Source organism: Candidatus Protofrankia californiensis (genome assembly GCF_900634765.1).
Lineage (GTDB): Bacteria > Actinomycetota > Actinomycetes > Frankiales > Frankiaceae > Protofrankia > Protofrankia californiensis.
Genome location: NZ_CAAAFT010000038.1, coordinates 1 through 21664, shown reverse-complemented (window position 1 = coordinate 21664; position 21664 = coordinate 1). Strand labels below are relative to the sequence as shown.

Genomic DNA, 21664 nt, shown 5'->3' with positions numbered 1-21664 from the left:
ATATATCGCCCGTCTCTGGAAAATGAGACCCGACGTCCCGCACGATTGCCGAGTCACGCAGGTAATGTCACGGCTCCACCTCCCTCCCCGCCTAAAGTCGGCTTGGTACCATTAGGGGGATCTGAGTCGATTACTTTCGGCTCATACCCGTGGTTGGCTTCGGGAAACGGGGCAGCCAGGTACACATAGAGCTGTCCCGCTTCGAGTTGCCGCGGAGCGGGAACCAGCCACTGGCCGCATCGGCTGCAGAGCGCAGGGCTCGGCGGTGTGCGGCGGCAGCCGGCGGTCCGGGTTTCGGTGAGGCCGCTGCCCCCCACGACGATCCGCAGCCGCCTGGTTGAATCAGGTTCCCTGTCGGGTCACCTGGCAATCTGGCGGCGAACTGTGGTTTTCATCGACTCGAACCGGGCGTCAAACACCTTCTGCCGCCGAGCGTGCTGGGAACAGCACGGTGTGGAACCGTCTGTTTCGTGACCGAAAGAATGCCGGCCGGTTTCTGGCCGGTCTTCTCGGAGACTACCGAGACCGTTCCGATGTGCTGGTCTTGAGACTGCCCCGAGGCGGGGTGCCCATGGCTTACAAGGTGGCCCGGGAGCTTGATGCCGCACTTGATGTCTTCGTCGTGCACAAGCTCGGCGTCCCGGGTCAGGACGAAGTTGCGATAGGCGTGATCGGGCACTGTTGTGCTCGCCGATCATCGATAATCTTGACCGCAGGTCTTCCCGTCGACGGGTCTCATGTGCCCGAATCACGGAGGCTTCAGACGCCCCGGAACGGCTCTGGATGGCGACTCCACCGGAATATTTACGATCAAAATCGGCTTGTCCTGGCGGATGCAACAGTGCCTCACGAGGGATGCTGCCTACCTCCGCGGATCATATGATCAGCACCCGCTCGGCCTCGCGCCTCTGGAACCCCCATCCGACCTCGCACTCAATGGTGACGTATCCTTTCGAGACGGTCACGTTGACCTTCTCGGCCGGCACGAAGACGTTTCATTCCAGCGCGCGGATTGCTGCCGCCGCGATATCGGCGTCTGTCCGTTCGGCAGAAGCCGGCAGACGAACCTCGATATCGTTGGCGACCGCCCTCACCCCACGCACGCGCTTGGCCGCCTTCCCAGCCATCCACTTCTTACTGTAGGTGTCCACCCATCCGGTGAGCGTCACGACGCCGTCTTTGACGATGACGCCGATCTCGTTCGGCTGCACCGGAGCGTCCCATCTCAGTTCTTCGAGAACATCCCGCTGAAGACGTCCTCCAGAGCCGTTCCGGGTATCTGAATCCTCCGTGATTCAGATCAGGCGGACAGCGCACGTTCGGCCAGCATGATGGGCAGTCCGCCGGTGGCTGCGAGGCGGTCGTGGAACTCCCGCAGGCTGCCGCGTTCCGCGGCCAGCCAGGCGTCCCGCATACGGGCGATCTCCAGAGCCCCGGTGAGGTAGGACGCCGCCTGGGTGGGCCATGCGCAGTAGCGGGCCACCTCGGCGCGGGCCACATCCGGCGTCAGGGACGCGTGGGTGGACATGTACTCGACCGCCTGCTCTACCGACCAGCGGCCGGTGTGCAGGGACACGTCGGCGACGATGCGCGCGGCCCGGAACAGCCGAAAGTCCACCTGGCGCAGCGCTGCCCGCGCATCGGTGAAGTAGCCGGCGTCGGCGAGCAGCTGCTCGGCGTAGAGGGCCCACCCCTCGACGAAGTAGGGCGTCCGCAGCAGGCCGCGCACGGGACGCTGGTTCGTCACGGCCAGGTGGGCCAGGTGCCAGTGGTGACCCGGGTACGCCTCGTGGACGGCGACGGTCGACATCGCCGAGTAGCTGTTGGCCGCCAACCGGTCCCGGACAGCCTCCGGTGAGGCGTCCGACGGCGGGTACGGCACGAAGAAGTGTCCGGCGAACGAGGCCCCGGCCGGCTCGCCCGGGGTGGCCTGGCCGCTGGCGAAGGGCCGTGGTGGGAAGTAGAATGCCACGGCCAGGGTCGCCCGCTGGAACTCCTCCGCCGGCTCGACCTCGCACCGCTCGCCCGGCGGTTCGGTCACCAGGCCGGTCGAGTAGATGAACCGGCGGGCACGTTCGGTCGCCTCGCGATATCCGGCCAGCATGTCCTCCGGCGTGGCCGGGGCGTCGGCATCCAGTTCCCGCAGGTAGGCGCGCCAGTCGTCATGGCCGGCCAGCTCCCGGGCCCGGTCGCGAACCTGCTCGACGAGGGCGGTGTGGGCAGCCCGGCCCCGTTCGAGCAGGCCGTCCGCGCCGTAGGAGAGTCCCTCCTTCTCGCGCAACAGCGCCGAGTAGCGGGCCTCTCCGATGGCGAACCTCCCGGTGGCACGGGCCGCGAGCGCCTCGAGGAAGCCTGTCCACTCCTCATAGGCGTCGGCCGCGGTCCGGCAGGCGGCCACCAAGCCCGGCGCACCGGGCAACAGCGTAGGCACCACATCCCGGCAGTAGGCGACCCCGCCGCGGGCCTGCATGGCTGCCCGGCGCAGGAGCAGCGGGGAGGCGAGTTCCGCGTCGAGCTGGGCACGCCCGGCGGCGAGCAGGTCCCCGACCGCGGACAGGCGCGCGGTGACAGCCCGGACCAACTCCTCCGGAGGCAACGGACGGTACAGCAGTAGCCCGAACACCCCGGACAGCCCGGCGCCGCCGTACAGTTCCGCGTCCCGACGGTGGCGCTCCCAGTCGCGCATGACCGCCCGTCCGCGCAGCTCGGCGAGTACCAGGTCACGGTCGATCAGTTCGTCCGGGCGTAGCTGCGCGTCGTCGAGCGCCCCGAACCGCTGTGCCCAGTCGTCATCGGCCTTCTCCCGGCGGGTGACCGCCTCCGTGGTGAGCTCCGGGAGCAGATGGTCGTAGCCGTCGACGCCGAGCAGGGTGGCGCTCGTCGGGGCGGCGGCCATCTGATCGGCGGCGAACCCGGCGACCAGCCGGTCGAGGGGACGGTCGGAACGCGGGACGCGCGGGTCGGTCAGCACGCCTGGACATACTGCCCGCCCGAGCCGGGGAGGGCCAGCATCGGACCGGGAACGCACGCCAATCCCGTTCCTCACCGAGGCGCTGTTGCATTCGCGTGCACCTGCGGATCTTGACCGCAAGTCTTCCGGAGCCGAGCCTCGCCACCGCGGCTCCAGACTGCCGGGAATCCCACTGACCGGGGCACATTGGTACGTCCGACAGGAAGATCCACGATGAAGATCGCCTGCGATCGGCGATCACAACAGTGCCCCTTGTACTCAGGTGTCAATGCCCGGCGTGTCGCACCCATCTTTCGTACTCCCGATGAATCGGGCGGCTACACCGGGTGTCCGCCAAAGCGGGAAAGGTCCAGTGCGGCTAGGATGCCGACCCCGCCGGCAGCGGCGTGGATCAGCACGCTGTCACCGGGCCGTACCCAGGCGACGGCGTTGACCAGGTCGTAGGCAGTGGGCGTGCCCCAGCCGAACCCCGCGGCGGTGCGAAGCGGAAGCGTCCCGACGTCCAGCGTGAGCACGGCGGGTGCCACGACGACCTCGGCGTAGGCGCCGGCGGTGGTCAGCGCAGTGACGGGTTGGCCCACGCGGTTCACGTCGACGCCCTCGCCGACCTTCTTGATGTGCCCGGATGCCTCGAAGCCGGGGACGAACAGGCGGGGTACCTGGAAATGGCCGTCCCGTACCAGCACGTCTCCCCACTGGATCCCAGCGTAGGCGACCCGGATCGCGACCTCGCCGGGACCGGGGTGGGCTCAGCGACGTCCGTGAGCCGGTAGTGGTCATCGATGTCGAGGACGACAGCCTTCATATTTCATACTCCTGGGTTGACTCAGTATCCTGATAGTCAGCACGGTAGCCAGTATAAGGCTGCTGTGTCAACACAGGTATCTGTGAAATGGAGCGAGCGTATGACGGATGTCCCGGTCGAGGAGTATCTCTGCACCCGGATCAGACAGGCGGAGCAGGCACTGATGGCGCACCACGAGGCGGTACTGCGCGGCTATGGGCTCACCATGATCCAGTACACCGTGTTGCTGGCCCTGTCGCGTCAAGGCGGCATGTCCGGCGCTCAACTGGCCCGCTCCTGCGGGGTCACCCAGCAGACCATGGCCAGCGTCCTGACCAACCTGGCGGCCAAGAACCTCATCCACCGCGAGGCATCCGCGGTGCACGCCAAGGTGCAGATCGCCACGTTGACCGACCAGGGCGGATCGCTCCTGGACCGCGCCTACCAGGAGGTGATCGTCCTGGAACGGGCACTCACGGACACGTTCTCACCCACCGAACACGCCTCGCTCTGCACACTCCTGGAACGCGCCACCACTGTCCTCGTTGACCAGACGGCATCGATCCGGTCCCGCTGAACCCCAGCCCACCATGCCGGCAACACAGACCGGGACTGTTGCGTTGGCAAGGTCCTCGCCCTGGCATCTGGCCAGGCATGATCGAGGAATGCGTCGACGTCCCGCCCGGCCACCGGTCCCGGCCTCTCCAGTTCGCCGGGTTCCGCTTCCCCCCGGAAGGGAAGCACGCTGGCGGTGCGCTGGTACCTGCGCTACGCACTGTCGTACCGAGACGCAGAGGAACGCCTCCCGGAGCGCGGTCTCGTCGTCGATCATATGACCGTCTACCGGTGAGTGCAGCGCTTCACCCCGCTGCCGATCGTGGACTGAAACGCCTCCGCTCTGCCCAGGTGATCGGTTCTGGGCATGCGTCTGTCCAGAACATCCGCCGCGGCCACTGCTCAGCGGCCAGTCGATCTGCCGTTTCAGGCGCTCGGCCGCTTGGAGATGGACGCCTTTCGGGTGCCCTCCAACGTGCTGCCCCTGAAGACGCCGAGTTCCACGGTGGCGTACTGGATTCCGTTCGAATCGGTGGCGTACGTGTTGTAGGTGTAGGTCGTGCCACAGCCGGTCGTGTAGCCGTACCAGGGCCAGTAGTGCTTGGCGCCGCTGCTGGTGACGGTCACCAGCCGGACGCCGATCTTGTAGCCGTCGCATCCCTCGTCGGTCCCCTTCAGGGTGACCGCGGTGAGGTTGTTCGTGCCGCCCCACTGGAAAGTGACGCGGATTGCTCCGGCGGCGGCCTCACGGAGCTCGACGGGGTTTGTTGCGTCATGGGAAAGCAGGACATGGCGGACCCTGCCTGAATATTGATCAGAACGCCAGGGCGAGCTCGGTGAAGGCAGCCGACACCCGTAGGTGCGGGTCGGCGTCGACGGCGAGTTCGTCGTGGCCGCGGCGGATGTTCTCCCACGAAACGCGTGCCCGGAACTGACGGTCTGCGCGGAGCGCAGGCGTATGAGCCCGCGCATGGGTCGGAATCTGGCCTTCAGCTGGCCGTGGTCGGACACGGTCGGGTTGTACACCCGCCGGACATCGAGGTGACAGGCGGCGGGCAGCAGTTCGTCGAGTAGCCGCGGATAGGCAGCAGCCTGATCCGTGGTCACCTCGACCCGGCCGGCAGCCATGCAACAACCAGCCGACCGGTCACACCGCGCGGATCAGGTCACCGTCGCCCGCCCCGACTCCTCGCTTCCCCACCGCGACGACCAACATAGGTTCGCAAGCGATTCGCACCGGGTACGCTGGCGGACATGGCCAGAACGACGTCAACTCCCCTGTACATCGGTGACGACCTCCGCGCCCGCGCCGAAGACGCCGCACGGACCGCAGGCACCTCGCTGTCCGCTTGGGTACGCGACGCGATCGCGGAGCGGCTGGAACGGCAGGCGGTCATCGCGGACGGCCTGGCAGCCACGCGGGAGTGGGAGGCCGAGCACGGCCCGCTGCCGCAGAACGTTCTCGACGAGGCCCAGCGTGAATTGGAAGACGCCGGCATCCTCCCCCGCCGTACCGCGTGAACCTGCTCTACGACGCCGGCGCCCTCGTCGCCGGCGAACGCGACGACGAACGCATGTGGGCCCGCCACATCAAGGCGCTGGCCGGCGACATCGTCCCCGTCGTTCCGGCACCCGTCGTCTGGCAGGTCTGGCGCGACGGGGCACGACAGGCACGCCTCGTCCGACTACTCCGTGGCTGTGTAGTCGAACCGGTCGACCAGACGACAGCGCGCGCCGTCGGGGAACTACTCGGCCGTTCCCGCACCAGCGACGGGGTCGACGCCATAGTCGTACTACTAGCCGCCCGCCACGGCGGAGTCGTCTACACATCCGACCCGGGCGATCTTCAACATCTGGCGGAACACCTCCCGAACGCCCGGCCATTCACCATCATCAAGGTATAGCGAAGGACAACACCACACCGCCACCACGATCATGATCGAAAATACAGATCATGGCGGCTGGTAAAGGACCTACTCAAGCCAACGGACGACTATCGGGCACCCACACGGGATCTGTCGGGTTGAGCGGGAACAGGACACGAGGGACCCCGTCAGGCCGGTGATCAGACCACCGGGGTGAGCTCGGTGAAGGCTGTGGGGTGTCAGAACTCGGCCACCGGCGTTGACCTGGGCTTGTAGGCGGCTCCTTCGTCTTCGTTGACCAGGCCACCGAAGACAGGCCGGTGCTTGATCCGTTCCGTCGTGACGTCGGCGATCGGGCGGTCGGGCCGGGGCAGTTGGAGGTGGAACGCACGGTGCGGGCATCGTGCGTTGTAATGCCGCGCGTACTCGGCCAGGACAGCACGCATGAGCAGTCGGAACCTTCCGAAGCTGAGTCTGGCGCCTTGGCGGTCACGAACCGTGACCGGTGGTGGTTCGTGATCGGTCGAGCAGGGTCGAGAGCGGCCGGGTGGCGTCACGACAGGTTCTCCGGGCGCTGAACGGTGGGGCGTGGCTTCGCCGTGACCGTGATCGCGCCGTCGGGGATGAAATGATCATACCGGTCCACGCACGGCGTAGACGTCTCATCCTGCCTGAGGAGTATCGATGCGACGAAGTGAAGTCTGGTGGGCAGATTTCGGCGAGCGGCGGCCTATCGTGCTGCTGTCGGAGGGAGCGAACGCCGAGTTCCAGGCGATGCAGATCGTCGAGCCGGTCACCATCGACATCGACACATCACCGGCTTCGGCCTCGAAGTGACCGTGGGAGCTGCTGAGGAGCTGCCCCTCGAAGGGGTCGTACGGGTCGCCTTCTCCCGTCCGGGCATCACCCCCTGCACGTGGCTGGCGACGGTGACGGAACGGGACGTGATCGAACGGACGGGGTGCTGCCCGAGGCGAAGCTCAGCAAGATCGAGAAGGCCCTCCGGCTCGGCGGCATCGCCACGGAGGCCCGAGCTTCAGGGGCGGTCCGGTAAGCCCCGGCGAACGTCTCGGCGTTCTCGGCGTACGCGTCGGCGAACAGGAACGCCAGCTCGAGTGCCTACCCGTGGGTGAGGCCGGCGCCTGAACCCGCCAGTTCCGCGTGGACGCCGCCCGGGTGGCTCCCCAGGGCCCAGTGGAGCTCGACAAAGCCTCGCACCTCGTCCCGTACCGCCTCGGTCTTCCGGGAGTCGGCAAGCAGCGCCAGCACGTCGAGCAGGGCCGGGCCGTCTCCGTGGCGGATCCTACTCCTGGGTCCAGGCCTGAGGGCCGAACTGCGTGCGGATGACTGGGCGGGCCTGCGGGGTCAGGGTGTAGCCGTCGAAACCGTGGTGACCGTAGCCGTGCATTCCCTCCTGTACCACGGGAAGGTTGGGGGCTACCACGTGTCGGGCTACCAGCCCGGTGTGGAGTAGCCATTGCCATGCCTGCGGGTCCAGCGTGGGTCCGAGAGCGTGCTGCAGGTCGGCATGGCGTCGCCGTCTGGGTTGCCCCGAGTCGTCGAGGAATTCCCCTAAGATCATGGTGGCGGCCTGGGCGAGGGGCTCCTGCTCGCGAGTGAGGGTCTCCCACGTATGCGCGAGAGCCCGACCCTGCTGGCGTGTGCGGGCCGTGTCCTGCTCACGGGCGAAAGCGGCGCGGTGAACACGTTTCGCCTCGGCTCGGGCGGCGGCTTCCTCGCGGCGACGGATGCGCCTGGCATGTATCCGGGTGGCGGCATGGCGCCAGCGGGTCCAGACGCCCATGTCGTGTCGTCTCCCCTGACTTGAATGTCTGCCGGTGCGGGGTGGGGCAGCGGCCACCCGGGGTGGATGATCAGCCTTGCTGTGAGCGTAGCCCGCGGTGGGGACCGGGGTGATCCGGCGCGGCGTGGCTGGTGGCTACGCCAGCCGTGGGTCGGCGGTCAGGCACATGTAACGGGCCCGGAGTTCGGCCGGCACTGCTGCATTCGCCGATTACCGGCGATCTTGACAGCGGATCTTCCCGTCGACGGAGCTCAGGTGACCGCCTCACGGAGTGTTCAGGCGCCCGAAACGACTGTGGAGGACGTCTCCACTGGAAGATTTACGGCCAAGATCGGCTAGTCCGGGCAGATGCAACAGTGCCCCACAACGGACGGCACCCGCACCGCGCGCTCCAACTCCAACCGACCCGACTACCCGATCGCCCACGTCACGACGGAACGGATCAAGCGCCGACTCGTCCTCGGTGGCCTGGTCAACGCATACGAACGAGCCGCCTACAAGCCCAGGTCAACGTCGGTGGTCGAGTTCTGACACCCCACAGGCCCGCATCAGGGACGGTCCTGGAACTTCCCGGCGGCGAAAAGCTGGCGATCATGCGCGGGGTGCCAGTTCCCTGCCCCTGAAGCTCTGGTGGGTGTCGTCGTGGAGCGGGACGACCGGACCGCTGATGTCCTGCGGATGGTGGCACGCTCCTCGACCCCGAGGCGGACGTGGTGCCTGCGCTGTGCGTGGATGATTTCTCAACCGTCCGACGTCGGGCCGGGCCTGGGACTGCCGCGGTCGACGCCTTGCCGTGGCGCCTGACCGACATCGGCGTCGACAGCGCTCGGTGTGGGTGCAGCCGCTGTGGCGACTCTCCAGCTGCACGGACAGTGTCGCCCATCGACGCCGCAGGAAGTATCCGGTCATGCCGCTCCCCGCCCACTCGACCCGATGCCTGTCGACGGCCGCGTCAACGTCGGCTCCAGCCTGTCGCCACTCGCGCTGATCGAGTTACGCCGCCGGTGCCCCGTTGCCTCTGACTCCACGTCCGGCCACGGAACCTGGTAGGTTCGACGTGTTGCAGTTGGAGTTTCCTCGAACGTTTCAAACGCCCGTGGAGTCTGACAGCGGGCATTTTTCGTTTTCCGGTCCTACCCGACATGGGGACGATCACACCGCGGCAACCCGGGACCCGCAGCAGGCGGCCCGGTACGGCCCCCACGAAGGAAAAGAACACATGGCTCAGGGCACTGTGAAGTGGTTCAACGGCGAGAAGGGCTTCGGGTTCATCGCCCAGGACGGCGGCGGTCCCGACGTCTTCGTTCACTACTCGGCCATCGACAGCGCCGGCTTCCGCAACCTGGAGGAGAACCAGCGCGTGGAGTTCGACATCACGCAAGGCCAGAAGGGTCCGCAGGCCGAGCACGTCCGCCCGGTCTGATCTGACCGGCACTGTCGCATCCGCCAGAATCAGTCGATCTTGACTGTAAATCTTCTGGTGGATGCCTCCTCCACAGTCGCCCTGGGGCGTCTGAAGCCTCCGTGAGGCGGTCACGTGAGCTTCGTCAACAGGAAGATCTGCGGTTAAGATCGCCGATAATCGGCGAATGCCGCAGCGCCCGCCGGGCTGGCTGGCTGCCACCATGGACGTGGTCGTCTGGGGTGGCCGCTACACCCGGCGGGTCTATTCCTGGCGCCTGCCCACCTCGCGGACGAAGCAGGACGAGCTGGCAACGGCCCACGGCACCGACGGGTTCGCGCTGCTGACGGCCGTGTACGCACCCGGCGCACCGGGCTGGCTGCGCTGCCCGCCGTTGACGTGCTGCGCCGCGTGCTGGTGCAGAACTACACCCGGACCACCAGCGGCGGCAGGCGGGAGGCGGACATAGACGGTCTCCCACCTAGGCAGAACGCGGCTGACCTTCCCGGATGACCTCAACGCCCGCTGGGGTGTCACACGTGACACGTCCTGGAAGGGCTACACGGTCCCACATCAGTGCGACCTGCCCTCCCGGCGGTGACACCGCCCCGGCCGGCGGCGGCGAGCCTGAGCCCCGGCTGCGCAGAGCCGCGCCCTCCCGAACATCATCACAAATGTGGCGACCACGGACGCGGCCGTGACCGACTCGGCCATGACCGAGCCCGTCCACCAGCAGCCCGCCCGCCGGGGCCTGCTGCCCGCTGAGCACTACCTCGACTCCGGCTACCCGTCCACCGACATGATCGTCGACTCCTGGCGGACGTTCGGTATCGCCCTGGTCACCCCCGTCCTGGCCGACACCTCGGCGCAGGCCCGAGCCGGGGCCGGGTTCGACCGCTCCGCGTTCACGATCGACTTCGACCGCCACCCGGCCATCTGCCCGCACGGACAGACCAGCAGCTCCTGGACCCCGGCCAGCCAACGCGGCATCGACACCATCGTGATCAAATTTGCTGCCGCGACCTGTGTACCGTGCCCCGTCCGCGGCCAGTGCACCACCTCGAAGAAACGGCGCCGGCAGCTCACCGTGTACCCCCGCGACGTCTACCAGGCCCAGCACGGCGCCCGAGTCGCCCAGACAACCACCGACTGGCAGGCCGACTACGCGCTACGCGCCTGCGTCGAGGGCAGCATCCGCCACGGTGTCGCCGTCACCGGCCTGCACCACACCCGCTACCCCCGACCTGGCCAGTGGGAACCGGAACCCGGCAAACTCCGAGACGGGCACCGACGGATGGACGGCACGCCGACGCATCCCTCCACCATGCCCGATCAAGGACCCCGCGGATGCAACAGCCCCGGCCGGATTTCCTACGGCCGATGCCGTTATGCGCGGTTGCTTGCGCGACCCATTCGCATCGTCGTAGCCGTGTTTTCATCGCTACTTCCCGGGTAGCCCCGTATCAGGATACCGGCGGAAACGGACCTATCAGCTCCTCCTCCATGCCGGGAGGAGAGAACCAGCCGGGGTCCACGGGAGTCCGATAACCGTTCGTCGCAGACAAGCATGCCAACCGATCTTATACGGATGTCCATCGGCGCATCCGCCGGCCAGAAAGGGAAGCCGAATGTTTGTTCAGCAGATCGCGCTCATACCGTTCGACCCGCAGGACGAGGAAGCTGGGCGGGCGACCCCCGTCGGCAACGAGGCCGGCGACATCGAAAAGGTAGCCGCAGCCATCCAGAAGCAGGTGTCACGCGACTTCGCCCCGATCTGGGAGGTCTCCGCGACCGTCGACGTATTTCCTAGTCTGTCGGACAAACCACTCGGCTACTGGCCAATCCTGATCGTGAACAGGGACATCCCGGGCGCCGCCGGCGTCCACCAGGACGAGCATGGTCAGCCATACGCCGTCGTCGAGGTGGGGCCAAGCTGGTCGCTGACCGCGAGTCATGAGGCGCTCGAGATGCTGGCCGATCCGTTCGGCAGCCGCCTGGTCCCCGCCAGGTTCCCGGAGCGGGCGAAGGAATTGATCGGCGAGGATCATGGCTGGGTCGAGTTCCTTGCGGAGACGTGCGATCCACCCGAGTCCGCGGAGTTCGCCTATTCGGTGGACGGTATCCTCGTCTCCGACTTCTACACGCCGCATTACTTCGACTCGTCGAAATCGTCTGCCAGGTACAGCTTCGGGGGCCACATCGAGGAGCCGCGCCAGGTGCTTCAGGGCGGATATCTCAGCTGGCACAATCCCGTGAACGACGAGTGGTACCAGCTGCGGTATTTCGACAACAAGGAGCACGTCGAGGAGCTTGGCAAGCTGAACCGCAACGGGCAGAGCTGGCGCTCGGTCATCGACGCTGCGACGACGGACCTCAATGGCGTGCCACATCTGTCCAAGCTGTCGCACCTACCGGAGAGGACCCCGAAGCTCAAGGACGCGATCGCCAGGAAAGCCGCGGTGCAGGCAGCGAGCAAACGACGGGCAACCGTCCTCCGGGAACAGATCCTCGCGCAGGCTGATCGATAGTGGATCTGTTGCGTCGGCGAGGTCCGTTGTCTCGGTGTACGTCCAGGCATGATCGAGCGATGCGTCGACGTCCCGTCCGCCGGTTCTTGCCACGGATCAGGCTGCGGTCTACCCGCGGGTCCTGGACGAGTTGCTGCCGTATGCCTGTCATCTCGATGCCCGACGGGCGAACAACCGGATCAAATCCGATCACAGCCAGCTGAAAGCACGGCTCCGGCCGATGCGCGGACTGAAACGCCTCCGCTCTGCCCAGGTGATCGGTTCTGGGCATGCGTTTGTCCAGAACATCCGCCGCGGCCACTACGAAATCAGCGCCGACGCCGAACCCGATCCGCGGCTGTCGGCTGCCTTCACCGAGCTCACCCTGGCGGCCTGATCACCGATCCGGCAGGGGCCCCTCGCGTCCTGCCCCGCTCAGCGCAACAGACCCCCTCGCCAACGCAACAGATCCCGCTCGGTCCAGATCGTAACAGTAGGCTCACGTCCCACCGTCGGCTCCGGTCAGAAAATTCATACGCTTCACAAATCTGTGAAATTTGCGTAGCGTGCCGATCCATGACGACCGCTATCTCGATCTCCGGTCTGGTGAAGTCGTTCGGCCGGAGCCGCGCGCTGGACGGGTTGAACCTGTCCGTCGACCCCGGTGAGGTGCACGGTTTCCTGGGACCGAACGGAGCCGGCAAGTCGACGACGATCCGTGTTCTGCTGGGCCTGCTGCGCGCGGACGCCGGTCAGGCGCGCCTGCTCGGCGGGCACCCGTGGCGCGACGCCGTGGAGCTGCACCGGCGGCTCGCCTACGTGCCGGGGGATGTGAACCTGTGGCCGAATCTGACCGGCGGCGAGTCGATCGACCTGTTCGGGGCGCTGCGCGGCGGGCTCGACGGGGCGCGCCGAGATCAGCTCGTCAAGCGGTTCCAGCTCGACCCGAGCCGGAAGGCGCGGACGTATTCCAAGGGCAACCGGCAGAAGGTTGCCCTGGTGGCCGCCTTCGCCTCCGACGTCGAGCTCTACATCCTGGACGAGCCGACCTCCGGGCTGGACCCGCTGATGGAGGCGGTTTTCCAGGAGTGCATCCGCGAGGTGAAGGAACGCGGCGCGACCGTCCTGCTGTCCAGCCACATCTTCGCCGAGGTGGAGGCCTTGTGCGACCGGGTGAGCATCATCCGGCGGGGCCGGACCGTGGAGTCGGGGACGCTGACCGACCTGCGCCATCTGACCCGAACCTCGATCTCAGTGGAGACCGCCAAGCCGATCATCGGACTGACCGGCCTCCCCGGCGTGCACGACGCGGACGTGCGCGACATCACGGCCGACGGCGCCAGCACCCGCGCGACGTTCGACGTCGACGCCGACGAACTGGACGCCGTGCTCAGGCACCTGACCCGCTTCGGGGTGCGGGCGCTGACCAGCGCCCCGCCGTCGTTGGAGGAGCTGTTCATGCGCCACTACGACGACGAGCTGGCGGACGCACGATGAGATCGGTGACCATGACGACGCCCTCCGCCCCGATGACCTCGTTCGCCGGCACCGCCCGGCTTACCCGGTTCACGCTGCGCCGCGACCGCGTCCAGCTGCCGATCTGGGTCGCGGGCACGACGGCCATGCTCGCTGTCTCCCTGTCTGCGACGAGGGAGCAGTACCCGACCGAGGCCGACCGCATCGGCGCCCTGCGCGGCGTCGTCGACAGCCCCGCACTCCTCCTGCTGCGCAACGCCCCCACCGGGGCCAGTACCGGCGCGCTGGGCATGTTCCAGATACTGACGTTCCTCGCCGTGCTCGCCGGTTTCATGAGCACCCTCGCGATGGTGCGCCACACCCGGCGTAATGAGGAGATCGGCCGCGCGGAGATGATCGGCGCCACCATGGTGGGGCGGTATGCCGGCCTGAGCGCCGCGATCCTCGTCACCGTCGGCGCCAACGTCGTGCTGGCGGTGTTGCTCACGCTCACGCTCGTGGGCGCCGGGGAACCCGCTGCCGGCTCGGTCGCGGCGGGTGCAGCGGTCGGCGCCACCGGCATGGCCTTCACCGCGATCGCGGCTGTCGCCGCGCAGGTCGCGCAGACCTCACGCGCAGCCAACGGGATCGCGGCCGTCGCTGTCGGGGTCGCGTTCCTCGTCCGCGGCTTGGGCGACGCGTTCGGCGAGATCGATCCGAGTGGCTACACCCTGACCAGCGCCTGGCCGTCGTGGGTGTCCCCGATCGGCTGGACCGCCCAGGTACGTCCGTTCGCCGGGGACAGGTGGTGGGTGCTCGCGCTGCCCCTCGCACTGTTCTGCGCGGGCGTCGCCGTGGCTTTCGCCCTGACCGCGCACCGCGACGTGGGTATGGGCATGATCGCGGCACGCCCGGGACCGGCCCAGGCCGCCCCGAGGCTGCTCAACCCGCTCGGGCTGGCCTGGCGGCTCCAGCGTGGGATCCTGCTCGGCTGGGTCGCGGCCGTCACAGTGCTCGGCGTAACAATAGGATCGCTGAGCGACACGGTCGAGAAAGCGCTGGAGGACAACAGCAGCGCCGTGGAAACCATCACCAGGCTGAGTGGTGGGGGTGGCGGGGACCTTGTCGAGGCGTTCTACGCGGCGATGATGGCCGTGATCGGCGCGATGACATCCGCGTTCGTCGTCCAGGCCCTGCTGCGCCCGCGCGCCGAGGAGACGGAGGGACGCGTGGAGGCGGTGCTCGCCACCGCGATCGGACGGGTGCGCTGGCTCGGCGGCCACCTGGTCGTCGCCGCGGCCGGTGCGGCGGTACTCCTGGGGTTCGCCGGCGTCTCGGCGGGCCTTGTGTACGGGCTCAGCACGGGCGACGTCGGCGAAAAGCTCGCCGAGCAGGTCGCCGCCGCGTTCGTGTGGCTGCCGGCGGCACTGATCCCGGGCGGGCTGGTCGTGGCGGTGTTCGGTCTCGCGCCGCGGCTGACGATCGGCGTGGGGTGGGCCGGCTTCGTGGTGAGCCTCCTCCTCGGCCAACTCGGCGATCTATTGAACCTGCCCCAGCCGGTCCGGGATGTCTCCCCGTTCAGCCACGTCCCGGCGTTGCCGGCCGCCGAGGCCACCGCGACGCCGCTGGTGGTCGCCGTCGCCGTCGCGGTCGCGGTGGGGGCGGCCGGGACGGCTTTCTTCCGGCGGCGCGACATCGTGACATGATCGTACCGGAACGTGATCATGCACTGACACGACCCGCGGCGTGTCGGCGGGTCCGTCGACCCCTCAGGCAGGGATCTTCACAAAGTGGTGAAGGATGACGACGACGGGAGCGGGCGGCGCGCGCGACGAGAAGGCGGTCCGCCGGTTCGTCGAGCGCTTCGCGATGACCTTCAACGACCTGGGCTTTCCCCGGATGCCGGCGCGGGTGCTCGGCACGCTCATGGTGGCCGACGAACCCGGTCTCACCGCCGGGGAGATCGGCGAGCGCCTCGGCGTCAGCGCGGCGGCCGTCTCCGGTGCCGTGCGCTACCTGACGCAGATCGGCCTGGTGATCCGCGAACCCGTCCCCGGCTCGCGGCGCGACATCTACCGCTTTCCCGACGGCACCTGGTACACGGCCAGCATTCAGGGCCGGCCTTACCAGAAGGTCGCCGACATCGTGCGGGAAGGAGTGCGTGCCGTCGGCGGCGACGCCTCGCCGTCGGGAGGCCGGCTGGCGGACGCCCGGGACTTCTTCCTCTTCATCCAGGACGAGATGGATGCCCTCCTGGACAGATGGGAGGAAGTCCGGGAGCGGAAAGGGCCGGTACCGTAACATTCGGGCGGGTCGGCCACGCTGCGCGGTGACTCGTGCCGCCCTTGGCGAGCTCGTGCCGCCCTTGGCGAGGAGGGCGGATCCGGGCCCGGGTTGTCGAAGCCAGATTGTCGAACGAGGCGGTGTGCATGACGAGTGCGCTACCGCCGACCGAACCCGGTGTTCCCGCCGGTGGGCCGGTGCGGACCTCCGCAGTGACGGACAACGACATGTCCGGGCGGACGGAAGGGAACATGCTGCAGGCGCGAAACGTCAACGAGGTTCATTTCCACTCCTCCGCAGGGTCTGTTGCGTTACGGGAAAGCAAGACATGGCGGACCCTGTCTGAATATTGATCAGATCGCCAGGGTGAGCTCGGTGAAGGCAGCCGACACCCGCAGATGCGGGTCGGCGCCGACGCCGAGTTCGTCGTGGCCGCGGCGGACGTTCTGCACGAAGGCATGTCTGGAACTGACCGTCTGCGCGGAGCGCAGGCGTGCGAGCCCGCGCATCGGCCGGAGTCTGGCCTTCAGCTGGCTGTGGTCGGATTCGATCCGGTTGTTCGCCCGCCGGGCATCGCTGTGGTGGGCGGCGGGCAGCAGCTCGTCGAGCACCCGCGGATAGGTGGCGGCCTGATCCGTGGTCACCTCGACCGGCCTGCGGCCATGCGACAACGCACGGGTGACAAACTTCCGGGCTGCGGCCAGGTCGCGATGGTCGGAGGCGAACACGTCGATGACCTGCCCGAACCGGTCGACCGCCCGGTACAGATAGATCCACCGGCCGGAGACCTTCACATACGTCTCGTCAACGAACCACCTGTCCCCGGGAGTGTGCCGGCAGGGTCGGGCTGCGTCGATCAGCAGCGGAGTGAACCGCTGCACCCCCCGGTAGACGGTCACATGGTTAACGACGAGGCCGCGTTCGGCGAGTAGTTCCTCGACGGTCCCCGGTAGGACAGGGCGTAGCGCAGGTAGCAGTGGACCGCCAGCACGCTTCCCCTCGGGCGGGAACCGGAACCCGGCGAATTCCGAGAGTGAGACCGGTGGACGGGCGCCACGTCGGCGCATCACTCGATCATGCCTGGTCAGAGGCCGAGACGGCGGACCTCGCCGATACGACAGGCCCTCCGCCTGCGCCCCGGGTGGGCGGGCGTGAGTGCGTTGTCCGGCTGTCCGGGTGGTTACCTTTACGGTGAACCTCCCGTGACTTTTAGTCGTCAACTTACAAGGTCGGTAACAGTAGGTTATCGGCCGACAGATCGTTCCGGTGTACTTGGAGGAGGTCGGCGACGGTGAGAGCGGGTTCGGTCGCGGCTGTGGTGGTCGGTACCCGGCCGGAGGCCGTGAAGCTTGCGCCCGTGGTCGTCGCCCTGCGCGCACAAGGATTGATCATTCCGGTGGTCGTGGCGACCGGTCAACAGCGGGATGCTGTGGACGAGGTCCTCGATGTGTTCGGGTTGGCGGCCGGGACGGAGCTGGCGCCGGTCGGGCAGGGCCGGTCGGTGACAGAGTTGACATCTCACCTGCTGCACGAGCTGGACGGCGCGCTGGAGGGGATCCGCCCGGACCTGGTGGTGGTGCAGGGTGACACCGCCTCGGTGCTGGCCAGGGCGCTCGCCGGTTTCCTGCGCGGGGTTCCGGTGGTGCATGTGGAGGCCGGCCTGCGCACGGGTGATCTCGCCGCGCCGTTCCCCGGAGGAAGGCAACCGGCGGATGGTCAGCCAGATCGCCGCGTTACACCTCGCGCCGACCACCGGGGCGGTGACGAACCTGCGCGCCGCAGGGGTGCCGGACAACCGGATTGTGCTGACGGGTAACACGGTTGTCGATGCGCTGCAGGCGGCCCGGGCCGCGACATGCGGGGGCGCTGTTCCGCCCCAGGGCGGCAGCCACAGCGGGGGCGCGCCACGGGTGCTGGTGACGGCGCACCGGCGGGAATCGTGGGGGGAACCGATCGCGCAGGTCGGGCGGGCGGTCGCCCGGCTGGCGGACCGGCACCCGGACTGGGAGTTCGTCGTCGCCTGCCACATGAACCCCGCGGTCCGCGCCACCCTCGACGCGGTGATCCCGCGGCGGGACAACGTCACGCTCGGCGGGCCGGTGGGCTACGCCGCCTTCGTGCGGATGCTGGCGGACGCCGCGGTGGTGCTGACCGACTCCGGCGGGATCCAGGAGGAGGCGCCGGTGCTGGGGGTGCCGGTCCTGGTGACACGGGAGGTAACCGAGCGTCCCGAGGCGGTGGCCTGCGGAGCGGCTCAGCTGGTTGGCACCGACCCGCAGACCATCGTCGCCGCGGTCGAGGCCCTGCTCGGCGGCGGCTCCGCGCACCGCCCGGCGGTGCCGCACAGCCCGTTCGGCGACGGCCGCGCCGGTGAGCGGTCCGCGGCGGCCTGTGCCTGGCTGCTGGGCCTGGGATCGCGTCCGCACGACATGCCCGCGCCTGCCGCCCTGCCGCACCAGAACGTACCGGCCACCGGGCTGCTGACGGTGCCGCGTCAGTCGGCCGGCGATCCGGCCGACGCATTCCGCACGGCCACCGGGCCGACGCCCAGCTGACCCGACCTGACCTGACCCGAGTACGGCCGGCCTGGGCGGCCGGCTTCGGCGGTGTACCCAAAACCTTGGCAACGAGTGGAGGTAGCAACAGATGTATGGACGGATCGTGGGTGGCGGCGGCGGCGGGATCGGCATCGGTATTGGCATCGGGGCCGGGATCGGCGGGGGTGTCGGCGGAGGCGGTGTCGGCGGAGGCGGTGTCGGCGGTGTCGGCGGTGTCGGCGGGGGCGGCATCGGCACCGGGATCGGCGGAGGCGGTGTCGGCGGCACCCCGCCGGGTGGCGGCGGGACCGTGACCGGGGCGGCCCAGACGCTGCCGTTCACCGGCCTGTATACCGGCATGTTGCTCCTTGTGGCGATCGCTCTGCTCGTCGCCGGGGTCGCGCTGCTACGGATCGTTCACCTGCGCCAGGCGGACCGGGCCTCCTGATGTCCGCGCGCACCGCCGGTCCCCCCGGACCATCGTCGGCCCTCAGCAGCGTCCTGCCGCACGGCTCGTCCCGGCTCACCCGAGGAGCCGGCACGATTCTGTTCCTGTTCGTCCTGGCCGTGCTGCTGGCCTACCAATACCAGCTGCGGCACCTGGAAGCCGTGGGCGCCGCCCGGCTGTTCGGGCTGGGAACCCCGACGCTGGCAGCATCGCGGGCACCGATCGTGTACTTCGGGCTCGGTCGCCCGGACGCATTCGGTCTCACGATCACCCCGGAGTGCAGCTCGACGCTGCTGATCGCACCGGTGTTCCTCATCGGCGGAGCGATGCTGTTGGGGCGGCGGATGACCCCCCAGCGCGTGCTCGCAGCGGTGGGGGCAGCCGCGTTCCTGCTGATTGTGGGGAACCAGCTGCGGATCGGGCTGATCGCCTACCTGATCTCCGAGCTGGGTTTCCACACCGGCTACGAGTGGGGCCACCTCGTCCTCGGGACCGTCGTCAGCATCGTGTTCATCGGTGCCAGCCTCACCCTGCTCGTCGCCGTGCTGAGCACCGGACGGACCCACCGGCAACGGGCGGCGGCATGACCAGCGACCGGCTGCTGTTGGGGGTCGGCGCCGCGCAGGCGATCGCGCTGGTCATAAGCGTCACCTTCCTCACCTACGTGCTGGTCATCGTCGTCCCGTTCCTGCGCTGCCGGCGCCGTACTCCCGGGGACTCGGCCGGCTACGGCTGGCATTTCTTCGTCCCTGCCCGGGACGAGGAGAAGGTCATCGGTACCACCATCGGCTACTTGCGTGGCTCGTTCCCGACCGCGCACGTCTGGGTCATCGACGACGCCAGCACCGACACCACCGGGCAGATCGTGGCCGACGTCGCTGCCTGCGACGACCATGTCCACGTCGTCTCCCGCAGGTTGCCCGACGCCCGCACCGGGAAAGGAGAGGCGCTCAACGTCGCCTACCGGCAGCTCGACGCCTGGCTCCCCGCCGGCGCCGACCGCGATCGGGTGATCGTCGGTGTGGTCGACGCGGACGGCAGGCCGGCCGCCGACTGCCTGGACGTGTGCGCGGCCGACCACCTGTTCGGCGACCCGGACGTCAGTTCGGTCCAAGTCTGCGTCCGGATGGTCAACCGGGACGAACGCCGCCCGTTCCCGCACCGGGGCCGGTACGCAAACGCGTTCGGTCGGACCCTGGTCCGCCTGCAGGATCTGGAGTTCCGCGCGGCGATCTCCGCGATCCAGATGAACCGGCGACGCACCCGCACCGTCGGTCTCGGCGGCAACGGCCAGTTCAGCCGGCTGTCCGCGCTCGACGACGTCCGCGCCGCGTTCGGCCGGCCCTGGCACGGTGCGTTGCTGGAAGACTACGAACTCTCCCTGCACCTGCTCCTCACCGGGCACCGCAACGAATACACCGACGACACCCTCGTCGACCAGGAAGGCCTCCCCGACTTCCGCCGGCTGCTGACGCAGCGGACCCGCTGGGGCCAGGGAACCATGCAGTGCGGCAGCTATCTGCCGAAGCTGTGGTCCTCCCGCCACGTTCCCACGATCGGCGCGCTGGAAGCCGCCTACTACCTGCTCCAACCCTGGCTCCAACTCGTCGGAACCCTGGTCTACCCCGTTCCGGTCGGCGTTCTCATCTACAACTTCGCCGCGTATCCCAACATCATGACCGGCTGGTTCGCCGGAGGAGGATGGCTGCTATTCCTCGTTTATATTGTGTTCGGGCTCGGCCCGTTCGTCGCCTGGGGGCCGATCTACGTACGCCGCTGCGAACCGCAGCTCGGAATGGTGCGTGGGCTGGCCCTGGGTTTCGCTTACGCCGCTTTCATGCTCACCTTCTACATCACGTCCTGGCGAGCGTTCGGGCGCATCCTCCGCCGACGCCGCGACTGGGCAAAAACTCGGCGTAACGCCGAGTTTTTGCCCGACAGTGCGGCCACCTGATCCCTGTGTGGCCCTGAAGCGCTCATTCTTCCTCGTTCAGATCACCCTCACCTCGCCTGCCTCGGTACAGCGAAGAAAGAGACATCAATGAAAATCAAGACAAAACGCGCCACCCGGGTTGCCGGAGCGTTCACTCTCGCCGCCGGGCTCGCGCTCGCGGCCGCCTCCCCGGCCGCCGCGGCTCCCCCGAACACGGGAATCGGTCTGCAGGCCACCGGAACGATCGTCGCCGGGCCGTTCGCAGTCAGCACCTTCCCCGGCAGCTCCCCGAACAGCCTCGTCAACATCGGCGTTCCCGGGCTGCTCAGCACCGGCGCGGTCAACACCGCCGCGGGCAACGTCAACGCCAGCTCGTCCGTGGACAACCTCGCCGTCACCCTGTCCGCGATCGCCAGCCTCAGCGCCGGGACCGTCACCTCAAGCTGTGCCTTCGACCCGAACACCGGCACGGTCAGCGGAACCGCCGGCTTGACCAACGCGGCCTTCACCGTGCTCGCCGTCCCCACCAGCCTGGCCGCGAACCCGGCGCCCAACACCGTCGTCGGTATCCCCGGCGTCGCCACCCTGACCCTCAACCGGCAGACCACCGCCGGTGACGGCACTCTCACCGTCGACGCGCTGGTGATCTCGCTGCTCGGCAGTGCCCAGAACGTCACGGTCGCGACCTCGGTCTGCAACGCCGCCGATCTCGCCCCCGTCCCGCTCATGCCGGCTAACGTCGCGGTCGGTGCACTGGCCGTGCTGCTCGTCGGCGGAGCCAGCTTCCAGATCCACCGCCGCCGCCGGAACCTGGCAGACCCAGTCGCCTAACCTCGCTTTCCGGTCAGGAAGTTGAGTTGAGGTCGGGTGTCGGCTCGGGTCGGGTCGGGGATCGGACGCTTACCTGGCCGCACATGAAGACCGCACGTCCCGCCGGAGGTATCTGTTCCCGGCGGGACGTGCGGTGATCATTGAAACGGGTTTAGAAACCGACATGATCGCCCGTAGTCGTAGTGCATAAAAACCATTCGCCCCCGAACCTGTGGGTGCCAGATACTGGGTTCGGGTCATGCGGGTCTGTTGCGTTATGGGAAAGCAAGATATGGCGGACCCTGCCTGA

At 68.2% G+C, this 21664-nt stretch carries 25 protein-coding genes and 4 pseudogenes; 20 read left to right on the top strand and 9 right to left on the bottom strand.

What is annotated here, in order from left to right:
- Positions 1–995: 995 nt before the first annotated feature.
- From DD1DGNOD_RS01855 to DD1DGNOD_RS01845, 3 genes are all read right to left on the bottom strand, one after another.
- Complete coding sequence (locus DD1DGNOD_RS01855) at positions 996–1295, bottom strand: BON domain-containing protein (RefSeq protein WP_206442893.1); 300 nt, start codon at positions 1293–1295, stop codon at positions 996–998.
- Positions 1296–1300: 5 nt separating this feature from the next.
- Positions 1301–2971 (bottom strand): DUF885 domain-containing protein, encoded by a 1671-nt coding sequence (locus tag DD1DGNOD_RS01850; RefSeq protein ID WP_206442888.1) that lies wholly within the window; start codon positions 2969–2971, stop codon positions 1301–1303.
- Between the two features lie 317 nt (positions 2972–3288).
- Positions 3289–3657 (bottom strand): alcohol dehydrogenase catalytic domain-containing protein, encoded by a 369-nt coding sequence (locus DD1DGNOD_RS01845; RefSeq protein WP_241251136.1) that lies wholly within the window; start codon positions 3655–3657, stop codon positions 3289–3291.
- A gap of 219 nt (positions 3658–3876) precedes the next feature.
- Here DD1DGNOD_RS01845 and DD1DGNOD_RS01840 point away from each other — a divergent pair, with 219 nt between their 5' ends.
- Positions 3877–4332 (top strand): MarR family winged helix-turn-helix transcriptional regulator, encoded by a 456-nt coding sequence (locus tag DD1DGNOD_RS01840; protein WP_131769301.1) that lies wholly within the window; start codon positions 3877–3879, stop codon positions 4330–4332.
- A gap of 88 nt (positions 4333–4420) precedes the next feature.
- Positions 4421–4602: pseudogene (locus DD1DGNOD_RS01835) on the top strand (IS6 family transposase); the annotation flags it as partial.
- A gap of 134 nt (positions 4603–4736) precedes the next feature.
- Here the strand turns inward: DD1DGNOD_RS01835 and DD1DGNOD_RS28550 are convergent.
- Both DD1DGNOD_RS28550 and DD1DGNOD_RS28545 read right to left on the bottom strand, forming a co-directional pair.
- Complete coding sequence (locus DD1DGNOD_RS28550) at positions 4737–4937, bottom strand: hypothetical protein (protein ID WP_131764852.1); 201 nt, start codon at positions 4935–4937, stop codon at positions 4737–4739.
- Positions 4938–5124: 187 nt separating this feature from the next.
- A pseudogene (locus DD1DGNOD_RS28545) lies at positions 5125–5445 on the bottom strand (DDE-type integrase/transposase/recombinase); the annotation flags it as partial.
- 119 nt (positions 5446–5564) lie between these two features.
- Here DD1DGNOD_RS28545 and DD1DGNOD_RS01820 point away from each other — a divergent pair.
- Positions 5565–5831: a hypothetical protein gene (locus tag DD1DGNOD_RS01820; RefSeq protein WP_131764851.1), complete on the top strand. Its 267-nt coding sequence runs from the start codon at positions 5565–5567 to the stop codon at positions 5829–5831.
- Complete coding sequence (locus DD1DGNOD_RS01815; RefSeq protein ID WP_131769300.1) at positions 5828–6214, top strand: PIN domain-containing protein; 387 nt, start codon at positions 5828–5830, stop codon at positions 6212–6214. Before DD1DGNOD_RS01820 ends, DD1DGNOD_RS01815 begins: the two co-directional genes overlap by 4 nt.
- Positions 6215–6414: 200 nt before the next feature.
- Here DD1DGNOD_RS01815 and DD1DGNOD_RS01810 read toward each other — a convergent pair whose 3' ends face one another.
- The gene (locus tag DD1DGNOD_RS01810) at positions 6415–6621 is read right to left on the bottom strand and encodes a transposase (RefSeq protein ID WP_131769299.1); all 207 of its coding nucleotides are present in this window, start codon (positions 6619–6621) and stop codon (positions 6415–6417) included.
- 238 nt (positions 6622–6859) lie between these two features.
- Between DD1DGNOD_RS01810 and DD1DGNOD_RS28540 the strand changes: the two genes are divergently transcribed.
- A complete protein-coding gene (locus DD1DGNOD_RS28540) occupies positions 6860–7012 on the top strand; it encodes a hypothetical protein (RefSeq protein WP_241251135.1) in 153 nt (50 codons plus the stop codon).
- Positions 7013–7294: 282 nt separating this feature from the next.
- On the opposite strand, the gene DD1DGNOD_RS01800 is transcribed toward DD1DGNOD_RS28540, so the two are convergent.
- Together DD1DGNOD_RS01800 and DD1DGNOD_RS01795 are read right to left on the bottom strand one after the other, a co-directional pair.
- The gene (locus tag DD1DGNOD_RS01800; protein ID WP_206442886.1) at positions 7295–7444 is read right to left on the bottom strand and encodes a 3-deoxy-7-phosphoheptulonate synthase; all 150 of its coding nucleotides are present in this window, start codon (positions 7442–7444) and stop codon (positions 7295–7297) included.
- A gap of 34 nt (positions 7445–7478) precedes the next feature.
- Positions 7479–7979, bottom strand: a complete 501-nt coding sequence (locus tag DD1DGNOD_RS01795; RefSeq protein ID WP_131769297.1) for a hypothetical protein — start codon at positions 7977–7979, stop codon at positions 7479–7481.
- Positions 7980–8327: 348 nt separating this feature from the next.
- Here DD1DGNOD_RS01795 and DD1DGNOD_RS01790 point away from each other — a divergent pair, with 348 nt between their 5' ends.
- The 9 genes and pseudogenes from DD1DGNOD_RS01790 to DD1DGNOD_RS01750 all read left to right on the top strand — a co-directional run bounded on the left by DD1DGNOD_RS01790 (position 8328) and on the right by DD1DGNOD_RS01750 (position 15644).
- Positions 8328–8510, top strand: coding sequence for a hypothetical protein (locus DD1DGNOD_RS01790; protein WP_241255400.1), 183 nt, complete (start codon positions 8328–8330; stop codon positions 8508–8510).
- A 688-nt stretch (positions 8511–9198) separates the two neighbouring features.
- Positions 9199–9402, top strand: a complete 204-nt coding sequence (locus tag DD1DGNOD_RS01785; RefSeq protein WP_131764847.1) for a cold-shock protein — start codon at positions 9199–9201, stop codon at positions 9400–9402.
- Positions 9403–9568: 166 nt separating this feature from the next.
- Positions 9569–9850 (top strand): hypothetical protein, encoded by a 282-nt coding sequence (locus DD1DGNOD_RS01780; RefSeq protein WP_131764846.1) that lies wholly within the window; start codon positions 9569–9571, stop codon positions 9848–9850.
- Between the two features lie 228 nt (positions 9851–10078).
- Entirely contained in the window at positions 10079–10837 is a 759-nt protein-coding gene (locus DD1DGNOD_RS01775; RefSeq protein ID WP_131769296.1) for a transposase, read from the top strand.
- A gap of 172 nt (positions 10838–11009) precedes the next feature.
- On the top strand, positions 11010–11909 hold the full coding sequence (locus DD1DGNOD_RS01770) for a hypothetical protein (protein ID WP_131764844.1): 900 nt from the start codon (positions 11010–11012) through the stop codon (positions 11907–11909).
- Between the two features lie 73 nt (positions 11910–11982).
- Positions 11983–12285, top strand: a pseudogene (locus DD1DGNOD_RS01765) (DDE-type integrase/transposase/recombinase); the annotation flags it as partial.
- A 179-nt stretch (positions 12286–12464) separates the two neighbouring features.
- Positions 12465–13385: an ABC transporter ATP-binding protein gene (locus DD1DGNOD_RS01760; RefSeq protein WP_131769295.1), complete on the top strand. Its 921-nt coding sequence runs from the start codon at positions 12465–12467 to the stop codon at positions 13383–13385.
- Between the two features lie 11 nt (positions 13386–13396).
- Positions 13397–15049, top strand: a complete 1653-nt coding sequence (locus DD1DGNOD_RS01755; RefSeq protein WP_346434248.1) for an ABC transporter permease — start codon at positions 13397–13399, stop codon at positions 15047–15049.
- Between the two features lie 94 nt (positions 15050–15143).
- A complete protein-coding gene (locus DD1DGNOD_RS01750) occupies positions 15144–15644 on the top strand; it encodes a GbsR/MarR family transcriptional regulator (protein ID WP_131769294.1) in 501 nt (166 codons plus the stop codon).
- A gap of 335 nt (positions 15645–15979) precedes the next feature.
- Here DD1DGNOD_RS01750 and DD1DGNOD_RS01745 read toward each other — a convergent pair.
- Positions 15980–16693, bottom strand: a pseudogene (locus DD1DGNOD_RS01745) (IS6 family transposase).
- A gap of 224 nt (positions 16694–16917) precedes the next feature.
- Here DD1DGNOD_RS01745 and DD1DGNOD_RS27630 point away from each other — a divergent pair.
- The 6 genes from DD1DGNOD_RS27630 (at position 16918) to DD1DGNOD_RS01720 (ending at position 21375) form a co-directional block, all read left to right on the top strand.
- Positions 16918–17442: a UDP-N-acetylglucosamine 2-epimerase gene (locus tag DD1DGNOD_RS27630; RefSeq protein ID WP_206442884.1), complete on the top strand. Its 525-nt coding sequence runs from the start codon at positions 16918–16920 to the stop codon at positions 17440–17442.
- Positions 17339–18181 carry a UDP-N-acetyl glucosamine 2-epimerase gene (locus DD1DGNOD_RS01740; RefSeq protein WP_206442883.1) on the top strand — a complete coding sequence of 281 codons (843 nt, stop codon included), beginning with the start codon at positions 17339–17341 and terminating at the stop codon, positions 18179–18181. Before DD1DGNOD_RS27630 ends, DD1DGNOD_RS01740 begins: the two co-directional genes overlap by 104 nt.
- 91 nt (positions 18182–18272) lie before the next feature.
- On the top strand, positions 18273–18611 hold the full coding sequence (locus DD1DGNOD_RS01735) for a hypothetical protein (protein WP_131764841.1): 339 nt from the start codon (positions 18273–18275) through the stop codon (positions 18609–18611).
- Complete coding sequence (locus DD1DGNOD_RS01730) at positions 18611–19198, top strand: exosortase/archaeosortase family protein (RefSeq protein WP_131764840.1); 588 nt, start codon at positions 18611–18613, stop codon at positions 19196–19198. The genes DD1DGNOD_RS01735 and DD1DGNOD_RS01730 overlap by 1 nt, the downstream gene beginning before the upstream one ends.
- Positions 19195–20565: a glycosyltransferase family 2 protein gene (locus tag DD1DGNOD_RS01725; RefSeq protein ID WP_131769293.1), complete on the top strand. Its 1371-nt coding sequence runs from the start codon at positions 19195–19197 to the stop codon at positions 20563–20565. The genes DD1DGNOD_RS01730 and DD1DGNOD_RS01725 overlap by 4 nt, the downstream gene beginning before the upstream one ends.
- 87 nt (positions 20566–20652) lie before the next feature.
- Entirely contained in the window at positions 20653–21375 is a 723-nt protein-coding gene (locus DD1DGNOD_RS01720; RefSeq protein WP_206442882.1) for a choice-of-anchor P family protein, read from the top strand.
- Positions 21376–21664: the final 289 nt, after the last annotated feature.

What these genes read in the sequence shown, in the direction of transcription:
- DD1DGNOD_RS01840 (WP_131769301.1), top strand. Translation starts at nt 3,877, where the DNA reads ATGACGGATGTCCCGGTCGAGGAGTATCTCTGCACCCGGATCAGACAG.
- DD1DGNOD_RS01820 (WP_131764851.1), top strand. Translation starts at nt 5,565, where the DNA reads ATGGCCAGAACGACGTCAACTCCCCTGTACATCGGTGACGACCTCCGC.
- DD1DGNOD_RS01810 (WP_131769299.1), bottom strand. Translation starts at nt 6,621, where the DNA reads ATGCGTGCTGTCCTGGCCGAGTACGCGCGGCATTACAACGCACGATGC.
- DD1DGNOD_RS28540 (WP_241251135.1), top strand. Translation starts at nt 6,860, where the DNA reads ATGCGACGAAGTGAAGTCTGGTGGGCAGATTTCGGCGAGCGGCGGCCT.
- DD1DGNOD_RS01795 (WP_131769297.1), bottom strand. Translation starts at nt 7,979, where the DNA reads ATGGGCGTCTGGACCCGCTGGCGCCATGCCGCCACCCGGATACATGCC.
- DD1DGNOD_RS01790 (WP_241255400.1), top strand. Translation starts at nt 8,328, where the DNA reads ATGCAACAGTGCCCCACAACGGACGGCACCCGCACCGCGCGCTCCAAC.
- DD1DGNOD_RS01785 (WP_131764847.1), top strand. Translation starts at nt 9,199, where the DNA reads ATGGCTCAGGGCACTGTGAAGTGGTTCAACGGCGAGAAGGGCTTCGGG.
- DD1DGNOD_RS01780 (WP_131764846.1), top strand. Translation starts at nt 9,569, where the DNA reads ATGCCGCAGCGCCCGCCGGGCTGGCTGGCTGCCACCATGGACGTGGTC.
- DD1DGNOD_RS01770 (WP_131764844.1), top strand. Translation starts at nt 11,010, where the DNA reads ATGTTTGTTCAGCAGATCGCGCTCATACCGTTCGACCCGCAGGACGAG.
- DD1DGNOD_RS01760 (WP_131769295.1), top strand. Translation starts at nt 12,465, where the DNA reads ATGACGACCGCTATCTCGATCTCCGGTCTGGTGAAGTCGTTCGGCCGG.
- DD1DGNOD_RS01755 (WP_346434248.1), top strand. Translation starts at nt 13,397, where the DNA reads ATGACGACGCCCTCCGCCCCGATGACCTCGTTCGCCGGCACCGCCCGG.
- DD1DGNOD_RS01750 (WP_131769294.1), top strand. Translation starts at nt 15,144, where the DNA reads ATGACGACGACGGGAGCGGGCGGCGCGCGCGACGAGAAGGCGGTCCGC.
- DD1DGNOD_RS01740 (WP_206442883.1), top strand. Translation starts at nt 17,339, where the DNA reads ATGGTCAGCCAGATCGCCGCGTTACACCTCGCGCCGACCACCGGGGCG.
- DD1DGNOD_RS01735 (WP_131764841.1), top strand. Translation starts at nt 18,273, where the DNA reads ATGTATGGACGGATCGTGGGTGGCGGCGGCGGCGGGATCGGCATCGGT.
- DD1DGNOD_RS01730 (WP_131764840.1), top strand. Translation starts at nt 18,611, where the DNA reads ATGTCCGCGCGCACCGCCGGTCCCCCCGGACCATCGTCGGCCCTCAGC.
- DD1DGNOD_RS01725 (WP_131769293.1), top strand. Translation starts at nt 19,195, where the DNA reads ATGACCAGCGACCGGCTGCTGTTGGGGGTCGGCGCCGCGCAGGCGATC.
- DD1DGNOD_RS01720 (WP_206442882.1), top strand. Translation starts at nt 20,653, where the DNA reads ATGAAAATCAAGACAAAACGCGCCACCCGGGTTGCCGGAGCGTTCACT.